The sequence below is a fragment of the Flavobacterium sp. genome (assembly GCF_043720215.1).
Classification (GTDB): domain Bacteria; phylum Bacteroidota; class Bacteroidia; order Flavobacteriales; family Flavobacteriaceae; genus Flavobacterium.
On the sequence record NZ_JAYSSZ010000176.1, the window covers coordinates 1 to 9,849 of the forward strand.

The window sequence follows — 9,849 nt, forward strand, 5'->3', positions numbered from 1 at the left end:
TTTATGTAAAAGAACTTAGCCAAGGTATAGATGATAATCAGGCTAGGTTGTTAGGAGATAATGAGTATTTGATAAAATTTTCTTTCACTCCTAACGAAAAAATGCCTTCTTTTGTATCTGAAGAATTGTTGAAAGAATATATGTTAAAGTATCCTATGAAGGCAAATGGACTGATTGAGTTAGTTATTGATAATGAACTAGTATATAGCGTTCAAATAATAAATGGTGCAAAATTTAATGAAATAATTAAAGAAGCTTCCTTTAATAAAGCATATCCATGTACACTTACTGGAATAAGAACCTGTGCCGTTGACGGTATACGTAATCAAAATTGGTTTGATATGACTAATTGTGTTCTTGAAGGAATTGGATGTGTAGCGAACTGGTACGGCTCTTGTATTGCAGATAATTGTTAACTTAATTAATAATCGTATGAAATATTATTTTTTAGCTTTTAAAAACATCTTTAATTTTAAAGATGAAGCAAATTTAAAGGAATTTTGGTTTTTCTTTATTATTAACATATTAATAAGTGGTGTAGTAGCCTATATATGCAAAAAACTGGCATTACCAGATTATGTGTTTACTATATATAGAACAGTAATGATATTGGTATTGGTATCTGTAGGTTTTAGAAGATTAAAAAATGCAGGTTATTCAGGGTGGTTGTTTTTAATTCCAATAATAAATCTTGTTTTTGCTTCGATGCCACAAAAAGAAGTTAAAAAGGTGTAGTTTTTATAAAATGAATAATATACTTAAAGAAAGATAACTAAAAAAGAATCAGTTTAGTATCACTTGATTTCTTGAAATAAGAGCCGCTTCAATCAAAAAAGATGAAGCGGTTTTTGTTTAAATCAGCTTTAACCATTTCTCGTTTTTAACCGTTGTAACTTAAACTAAAAAAATACTATCTTTACCCATTAAACGTTTTATTAAAAGTAGTTCCGTAATGGAGCAATCAATATATATTCAATTATGGCATGTACAAGTTGTTCAACTTCCGATGGTGGAGCACCAAAGGGGTGTAAAAATAATGGGACTTGCGGCACCGATAGCTGCAACAAATTAACTGTTTTCGATTGGCTTTCTAACATGACTTTACCAGGAGGACAAGCTCCTTTTGATTGTGTGGAAGTTCGTTTTAAAAACGGAAGAAAAGAATTTTATCGAAATACTGAAAAATTAACCCTTAGTATTGGAGATATTGTAGCTACTGAAGCTTCTCCAGGACATGATGTGGGAATTGTAACTTTAACAGGAGAATTGGTTAAAGTGCAAATGAAGAAAAAAGCAGTAAATCACGAAGGTGAAGTGGCTAAAATATACCGAAAAGCATCTCAAAAAGACATCGATATTTGGAGTACAGCTCGAGATAAAGAAGAACCTATGAAGGTTCGTGCTCGTGAAATTGCAATAGGTTTAAAACTGCAAATGAAAATTTCTGATATCGAATTTCTAGGCGATGGATCTAAAGCTACATTTTATTACACGGCCGAAGATAGAGTCGATTTTAGACAGTTAATCCGTGATTTTGCTTCTGCATTTAGCACAAGAGTCGAAATGAAACAAGTAGGTTTTCGCCAAGAAGCTGCTCGTTTAGGAGGAATTGGATCTTGTGGTCGTGAGTTGTGTTGTTCTACTTGGCTGACGGATTTCAGAAGTGTAAATACATCAGCAGCACGTTACCAACAATTGTCATTGAATCCTCAAAAATTAGCAGGACAATGTGGGAAACTAAAATGTTGTTTGAATTATGAGTTAGATACTTATATGGATGCGCTGAAAGATATTCCAGATATGGAAACCAAACTTTCTACCGAAAAAGGCGATGCAATTTGCCAGAAAATAGATATTTTTAAAGGATTAATGTGGTTTGCTTACATAGGAAATTTTGCACAATGGCATATTCTTAAAGTAGCTCAGGTTAAAGAAATTATGGATCAAAATAAGCAAAAAATAAAAGTGGCAGCACTAGAAGATTTTGCAATCGAAATTGAAAAACCAGCAGTCGAGAAAACTTTTCAAAATGCGATGGGACAAGATAGTTTAACTCGTTTCGATCAGCCTAAAAAGAGCAACAACAAGAAATCGAATAAAAATCGTCGCCCAGAAGTTGCTGGTAAAGAGAAAAACCCAAACGCAGCACCAAAGGTGATTCAAAAAATCACTCCAAATTCAAACCAAAATAAACCAAACACAAACGGTCCAAAAATTAGAAATGAGAAAAAAGATTCTAACCAATAGTTTTTTATTGTTTTTTGTTGCTTTTGGATTTATTTCATGCGACAAATCTCAAGTTTTCGATGAATATTATACTTTTGAAGATGGCTGGAAAAAGAACAGTATTGTCAATTTTACTTTCGAACAAGAAGCATCAAAAAAGCCATATAATATGTTCATAAACATTCGTAACAACGATGATTATGAGTTTAGTAACTTATTTCTAATAGTAAAACTAGAACAACCAGAGGGTTTGATAAAAGTAGATACTTTAGAATATCAAATGGCAAACCCTGACGGGACTTTGCTTGGAGAAGGTTTTTCGGACATAAAAGAAAGTAAATTGTGGTATAAGGAAAAAATGCTGTTTCCTAAAAAAGGAAAATACAAACTCTCTATCCAACAAGCCGTTAGACAAACAGGAAAAGTAAAAGGAGTCGAAAAACTAGAAGGAATTACCGAAATAGGATTTAGAATAGAATCGTTAGAAAAATAAAAAAATGACACAAAAACTGAATACTCGTAAGCCAGATTATTCACAATATGTGAAAAAATTTTGGAAATATTTCTTCCTTGCTTTTGGCGGAATATTGTTATTTTTCCTATTTGCTTCATGGGGACTTTTTGGATCCATGCCATCATTCTCTGAGTTAGAAAATCCAGAATCTAACTTAGCCACCGAAATTATTTCTTCAGATGGAGTAACTCTTGGTAAGTTTTATAATGAAAATAGAACACCTATAAAATATTCCGATTTACCCAAACATTTAGTCGATGCGCTAATATCTACAGAAGACGAACGATTTAGAGAACATTCAGGAATCGACGGAAGAAGAACCTTGAGCGCTTCATTAAGTTTAGGTAGTCGAGGCGGAGCAAGTACACTAACTCAACAATTAGCCAAATTACTTTTTCACGGGGAAGGATCAAAATTTTTGCCTTTTAGAATTGTTCAAAAAATAAAAGAATGGATTATCGCTATTCGTTTAGAGCGTCATTATACTAAAGATGAAATCATTGCGATGTACCTTAATAAGGCCGATTTTATTAATACTGCCGTAGGAATTCGTTCAGCAGCAAAAGTATATTTTGCTAAAGAGCCAAAACAACTAACGGTCGATGAAGCAGCCATGCTAGTAGGAATGCTAAAAAACCCATCGCTATTCAATCCGTTGCGAAGAGAAGAAAAAGTAAGAGATCGTAGAAATGTGGTTTTGAAACAAATGGAAAAAAATGGTTGTTTGTCGAAATCAGCTAAAGAAAACTTTCAAAGCAAACCCATAAAACTTACTTTCTCACCCGAAAAATATAATGAAGGATCTGCAACCTATTTTAGAGAGTATCTGCGTGAGTATATGAAAAAATGGGCACAAGAAAATAAAAAAGAAGACGGTTCCGATTATAATATTTATTCAGACGGTTTAAAAATTTACACCACTATCGATTCTAGAATGCAATTATATGCGGAAGAATCCGTAAAGGAACATCTAAAAAATCTGCAAGAAGAATTTTTCTTAGAAGCCAAACAGAACAAAACAGCTCCTTTTATTAGAATCACACAGCCAGAAATAGACAAAGTGATGGATCGCGCTATGCGAAACACAGAACGTTGGCGAATTATGTCTGACCAAGGGAAAGAAGAAGAAGAAATCATTAAATCATTCCGTATCAAAACAAAAATGACCGTTTTTACTTGGGATGGTGATAAAGATGTCGAAATGACTCCTATGGATTCTATCCGATATTACAAACATTTCTTACAACCAGGCATGATGTCTATGGAGCCACAAACTGGACACGTAAAAGTATGGGTTGGAGGTGTCGATTATCGCTATTTTCAATACGATCACGTAGGATTAGGAGCACGTCAAGTAGGATCTACATTCAAACCATTTGTGTATGCAACCGCGATCGAACAATTAGGAATGTCACCTTGCGATACTATTATTGACGGTCCATTTATGATCCGAAAAGGGAAACATAATGTGACCGAAGATTGGGAGCCAAGAAACTCTGACGGAAAATACCGAGGAATGGTAACACTCAAAAAAGCATTGGCAAACTCAATCAATACGGTTTCTGCAAAACTAATAGACAAAACAGGACCAGACGCCGTAATAACACTAGTAAGAAAATTAGGAGTAAACACAGAAATTCCTTCGCAACCCTCTATTGCATTAGGAGCAGTTGATATAACAGTTAAGGATATGGTGGCTGCGTATAGTACATTTGCTAACCAAGGAATTTACTTAAAACCACAAGTAATTACAAAAATAGAAGACAAAAACGGAAACGTTATATACGAACCAAAACTAGAATCTAAAGACGTTCTTAGCAAAGATATTGCATATGCAGTAATCAAATTATTAGAAGGTGTTACAGAAACTGGTTCTGGAGAAAGACTAAGAAATACTGGCTCTGGAGGTTATGCCTACAAACGTGTAACAGGTTATCCGTACGGATTTACAAACCCAATTGCAGGAAAAACTGGAACAACACAAAACCAGTCAGACGGTTGGTTTATGGGAATGGTGCCTAATCTAGTAACAGGTGTTTGGGTAGGAAACGAAGATCGTTCGGCACATTTCCGTACCATTGCAAACGGACAAGGAGCCACAATGGCATTGCCAATCTGGGGATTATTTATGAAAAAATGTTATGCTGACGTAAATTTACACATATCCAAAGAAAAGTTTGAGCGTCCTAAAGAATTAAACATAAACGTAGATTGTTTCTCAGAACCAAGAAGAGTAATTCGCGACACTATCGCTCGTGATTCGACAGCCGTAAAACCTGAAGAAGAACAAAATACAGACGAGTTTGGTATTTAATTTTGGGAGCTAATCCTGCTATTCGTTCCAATCTTTTTTCTATACCTGACAGGTTTTTAAAACCTGTCAGGTATAGAAAAAAGGATTTTCACTACTATCAGGGCTAGGGCAAAAAGGTAAAAACAAGCATTAAAACAAAATGTAAGTCAAATGATAAACAAAAAAGTAAATAATGTTCAAGAAGCATTGCAAGATATAAAAGACGGACAAACCATCATGTTAGGTGGTTTTGGTCTTTGCGGAATACCTGAAAACTCTATTGCCGAACTGGTAAAAAAAGATATAAAAGAACTAACCTGTATTTCTAACAATGCAGGAGTAGACGATTTTGGTCTAGGATTATTATTGCAAAAACATCAAATCAAAAAAATGATTTCTTCTTATGTGGGAGAAAATGCAGAATTCGAACGCCAAATGTTATCAGGAGAACTCGACGTAGAACTCACACCACAAGGTACTCTTGCTGAAAAATGCCGAGCAGCACAAGCAGGAATACCAGCATTTTTTACCCCAGCAGGTTACGGAACCGAAGTTGCCGAAGGAAAAGAAGCAAGAGAATTTAACGGAAAAATGCACATTATGGAACTCGCTTATAAAGCCGATTTTTCAATTGTAAAAGCATGGAAAGGAGACACGGCTGGAAATCTAATTTTTAAAGGAACAGCTAGAAATTTTAATTCTTGTATGGCCGGAGCAGCAAAAATTACTATTGCCGAAGTTGAAGAATTGGTGGAAGCAGGAACATTAGATCCAAACCAAATTCACATTCCAGGAATTATGGTCAATCGTATTTTTCAAGGGGATAAATTCGAAAAAAGAATCGAGCAACGCACCGTTAGAACTAGATAATTATGGCTTTAGATAAAAATCAAATTGCAAAAAGAATTGCACAAGAAGTGCAAAATAATTACTTCGTTAATTTAGGAATTGGAATTCCAACTTTAGTGGCAAATTATGTTCGTGAAGATATTTCGGTCGAGTTTCAAAGCGAAAATGGAGTTCTAGGAATGGGACCATTCCCTTTTGAAGGTGAAGAAGATGCAGATATTATTAATGCAGGAAAACAAACCATTACGACATTGCCGGGAGCAAGTTTCTTCGATTCAGCTTTTAGTTTTGGTATGATTCGTGCACAAAAAGTAGATCTAACTATTCTTGGTGCTATGGAAGTTTCAGAAAACGGCGATATTGCCAACTGGAAAATACCAGGAAAAATGGTCAAAGGAATGGGAGGTGCAATGGATTTAGTAGCTTCTGCCGAAAACATTATTGTGGCTATGATGCATGTAAATAAAGCAGGAGAATCTAAGATTCTAAAAAAATGTACATTACCTCTTACTGGTGTTGGTTGTGTAAAAAAAGTAGTAACCGAACTAGCAGTTTTAGAAATAACACCAAAAGGATTTAAACTTTTAGAACGCGCTCCTGGAGTTTCTGTAGATGAAATAACAAAAGCGACCGAGGCGACATTAATTGTAGAAGGAGAAATACCTGAAATGACAATATAAATAAATATTTACTTGTTAAAAGTAAAAAAAGCAACACTTATTCGTGTTGCTTTTTTGTTTTAAACAACTTGTTTTCAGATTATTTATGAAATTTGTATTTTATCGATTTTTATTTACTTTTTATCGATTTTATTAAATAAAATGTAAAATAAATTAAAAATATACAAATTATTAGCAATAATTTAATAGATTCGTTTTTAGTTTTTTTTAAAAAAACTTTTTTAAAAATTTTTAGACAGAATAATTTTGTGTTTAAATTTTAACAAGATATGAGGGAAAACCATAAAATTATTTAAAAAAACATAAATAATTTTACATTTTTAGAATACTAACCAACCAAAAAACCAATTAATTATGAAAAAACAATTTAGAGGTATTGCCTCGGTTTTTGCAATGTCCTTATTTGCACTATCCAGTTTCGCTCAAGAAACTGATAAAAACGTAAATCAAAAATCGTCAGACGAAAATGGATTGCCAAATCTTATTACATTCAATGAAAAATCAACTTATAAAAGTTCTGATTTTCAACAAATCTTTAAAGATCAATTAGGCCTAAAATCAAATCAAAATTTCTCAAAAATTAAAAACGAATCAGATCCACAAGGATTCACTCATGAGAAATTTCAATTATTCCATCAAGGAATTAAAGTAGAGTTTTCAACCTATACATTACACTCAAAAAACGGAAAATTAGCTTCTATGAGTGGTGAATTTTACAATATAAACAATGTAAATACAGCACCATCTTTATCAGCTGAAGCTGCTTTTAATAAAGCGGTAAGTTATATCGGTGCGAAAAATTATTTGTGGGAAAATCAAACTGATGCGGCAAATCTTGGTTATCAAAAGCCACAAGGGGAGTTGGTTCTATTACCAGTCACTCCAGAATACGGTCAAAAACGAACTGCAGACAATCTCCGTTTGGCTTACAAATTCGATATATTTGCTACAAATCCTATGAGTCGTGGCGATCTGTACATAGATGCAAATACCGGAGAAAAGTTGTTTTATAATGCAATTATAAAACACTTAGGTGATTATAGCCATGGTAAATCTCACGGTTTTAGTGAAAAAATTTCAAAAAGCAACCAATCAAACATAGCAATAGTAGCAGCAAATGCAGCAACTCGTTATAGCGGAACACAATCTATTCAGACTTTATTGAGCGGTTCTTCATATATCTTGTCAGATAATACTCGTGGTAATGGAGTGCAAACTTTCAATTCTTCAAGAACGGCTACTTACCCAACAACAAATTTTACCGACGCAAATAATGACTGGACAGCGGCTGAGTTTAACAATACAAATAAAGACAATGGAGCTTTAGATGCACACTGGGGAGCTGAAAAAACATATGATTATTTTAAAAATGTTCATGCAAGAAATAGTTTCAACAATGCAGGAGCAGCTATAAAAAGTTATGTTCATTATAACTTAATTGCTGCGGGTTATCCTGACAATAATAATGCTTTCTGGAACGGAAGTGTCATGACTTATGGAGATGGAAGCGGAACAGGAGGGTTTGATATATTAACTTCTGTGGATGTTGCTGCACACGAAATAGGACATGCCGTTTGTTCAAACACAGCAAACTTAACCTACCAAAATGAATCTGGCGCAATGAATGAAGGATTTTCAGACATTTGGGCAGCTTGTGTAGAGTTTTATGCAGCACCTACAAAATCAACTTGGTTAATAGGTGAAGATATTGAAAGAAGATCTGGTCATACAGCTTTGCGTTCTATGAGCAATCCAAACGCCGAAGGTCAGCCAGATACCTATAAAGGAACTAGTTGGTATGCAGGAACTGCTGATTCAGGAGGAGTACATACTAATTCAGGAGTGTTAAACCATTGGTTTTATATTCTTTCTATTGGAAAATCGGGAACTAACGACAAAGGAAGTGTATTTAATGTAACTGGAATCACAATAGACAAAGCAGCTAAAATAGCATATCGTTTAGAAAGTGTTTACCTAACAGCAAATTCTACTTATGCAAATGCAAGAACATCAGGGATTCAATCAGCAATCGATTTATACGGAGCTGGTTCTGCCGAAGTTATTGCAACTACAAATGCATTTTACGCAGTAGGAATTGGAGCAGCTTATGCTGGTTCTGCCGACACTGTTGCACCATCAACACCAGCTAGTTTAGCAGCTTCTGGAACAACAGCTTCTTCTACAAATTTATCTTGGACAGGCTCTACAGATAATGTTGGAGTTACTGGATACAACGTTTATAATGGAACAACATTAGCGACAACTGTTGTTGGAACTACTGCAACTATTTCTGGACTTACTGGTTCTACTGCTTATACATTTACTGTAAAAGCAAAAGATGCAGCGGGTAATCTTTCAGCTGCAAGCAATGCAGTAAGCGTTACAACTCTAGCGGGTTCTGCGGTTACTTATTGTACTTCTGCAAGTACAAATACAGCTGATGAAAAAATAGGAAAAGTTGTTTTAGGGTCTATAAATAATACATCAACTGGAACAGCTGGTTATGAAAACTTTACTGCTTTATCTACTAACCTAGTTAGATCTACTGCTAATACAATTACTATAACACCATCTTGGACATCAACAGTTTATTCTGAAGGCTATGCAGTTTGGATTGATTATAACAAAAACGGATTATTTACAGATGCTGGAGAATTAGTTTTCTCTAAAGCAGCTTCAACGGCAACACCAGCTACTGGATCATTTACTATTCCTGCGGCTGCAACATTAGGAGCAACTAGAATGAGAGTTTCTATGAAATATAATGCAATTCCTGCAGCTTGCGGATCATATACTTATGGTCAAGTTGAAGATTATACTGTAAATATTACTGCTGCATTTGCTATAACAGCAACAAGTGAGGTAAGTAATATTACGGAAGCTTTATCTTTCAATTTATATCCTAATCCTGTTGAAAATACATTGAATGTTTCTGTAATTGATAACAGAAAAACAACATTTAGAATTTATAATATGATTGGACAAGAAGTAAAATCTGGAAGTGTAAACCAAAACGAAATTAGTGTTGCTAATCTAGGTTCAGGAATGTATATTTTTGAAATAAATGATGGTCAGAAAACGATGACTAAGAAATTTGTAAAAAAATAATATTATAATATTAAAACTAAAATGCCACGCTAAAGCGTGGCATTTTTTATTACTTAAGTTTCGTTTGAGTGAGTTTTTTAACCGATGCAGCTTGTCCGTATTCATATTTTTCCAAAAAAGGATAAATAGTTTCTGGAAAACTAACCCAAGGATTTACACCAAGATACAATTCTTTTAGA

8 protein-coding genes are annotated in these 9,849 nt (G+C 34.2%); all 8 read left to right on the forward strand.

Going from position 1 to position 9,849, the window contains the following annotated elements; translation table 11 throughout:
• Nucleotides 1-416 (forward strand): hypothetical protein (locus ACHZC3_RS08085; protein ID WP_394759356.1); only part of this gene is annotated, 416 nt, incomplete at its 5' end.
• Nucleotides 417-432: 16 nt separating this feature from the next.
• On the forward strand, nt 433-735 hold the full coding sequence (locus ACHZC3_RS08090; protein WP_394759357.1) for a DUF805 domain-containing protein: 303 nt from the start codon (nt 433-435) through the stop codon (nt 733-735).
• A 243-nt stretch (nt 736-978) separates the two neighbouring features.
• Nucleotides 979-2,247, forward strand: a complete 1,269-nt coding sequence (locus ACHZC3_RS08095) for a stage 0 sporulation family protein (protein ID WP_394759358.1) — start codon at nt 979-981, stop codon at nt 2,245-2,247.
• Nucleotides 2,222-2,719 (forward strand): gliding motility lipoprotein GldH, encoded by a 498-nt coding sequence (locus tag ACHZC3_RS08100; RefSeq protein WP_394759359.1) that lies wholly within the window; start codon nt 2,222-2,224, stop codon nt 2,717-2,719. Before ACHZC3_RS08095 ends, ACHZC3_RS08100 begins: the two co-directional genes overlap by 26 nt.
• 4 nt (nt 2,720-2,723) lie before the next feature.
• The gene (locus ACHZC3_RS08105; protein ID WP_394759360.1) at nt 2,724-5,054 is read left to right on the forward strand and encodes a penicillin-binding protein 1A; all 2,331 of its coding nucleotides are present in this window, start codon (nt 2,724-2,726) and stop codon (nt 5,052-5,054) included.
• Nucleotides 5,055-5,204: 150 nt separating this feature from the next.
• Nucleotides 5,205-5,903 carry a CoA transferase subunit A gene (locus ACHZC3_RS08110; protein ID WP_394759361.1) on the forward strand — a complete coding sequence of 233 codons (699 nt, stop codon included), beginning with the start codon at nt 5,205-5,207 and terminating at the stop codon, nt 5,901-5,903.
• A 2-nt stretch (nt 5,904-5,905) separates the two neighbouring features.
• Nucleotides 5,906-6,562 carry a CoA transferase subunit B gene (locus ACHZC3_RS08115; RefSeq protein WP_394759362.1) on the forward strand — a complete coding sequence of 219 codons (657 nt, stop codon included), beginning with the start codon at nt 5,906-5,908 and terminating at the stop codon, nt 6,560-6,562.
• 354 nt (nt 6,563-6,916) lie between these two features.
• Nucleotides 6,917-9,670, forward strand: a complete 2,754-nt coding sequence (locus ACHZC3_RS08120; RefSeq protein ID WP_394759363.1) for a M4 family metallopeptidase — start codon at nt 6,917-6,919, stop codon at nt 9,668-9,670.
• Nucleotides 9,671-9,849 lie beyond the last annotated feature (179 nt).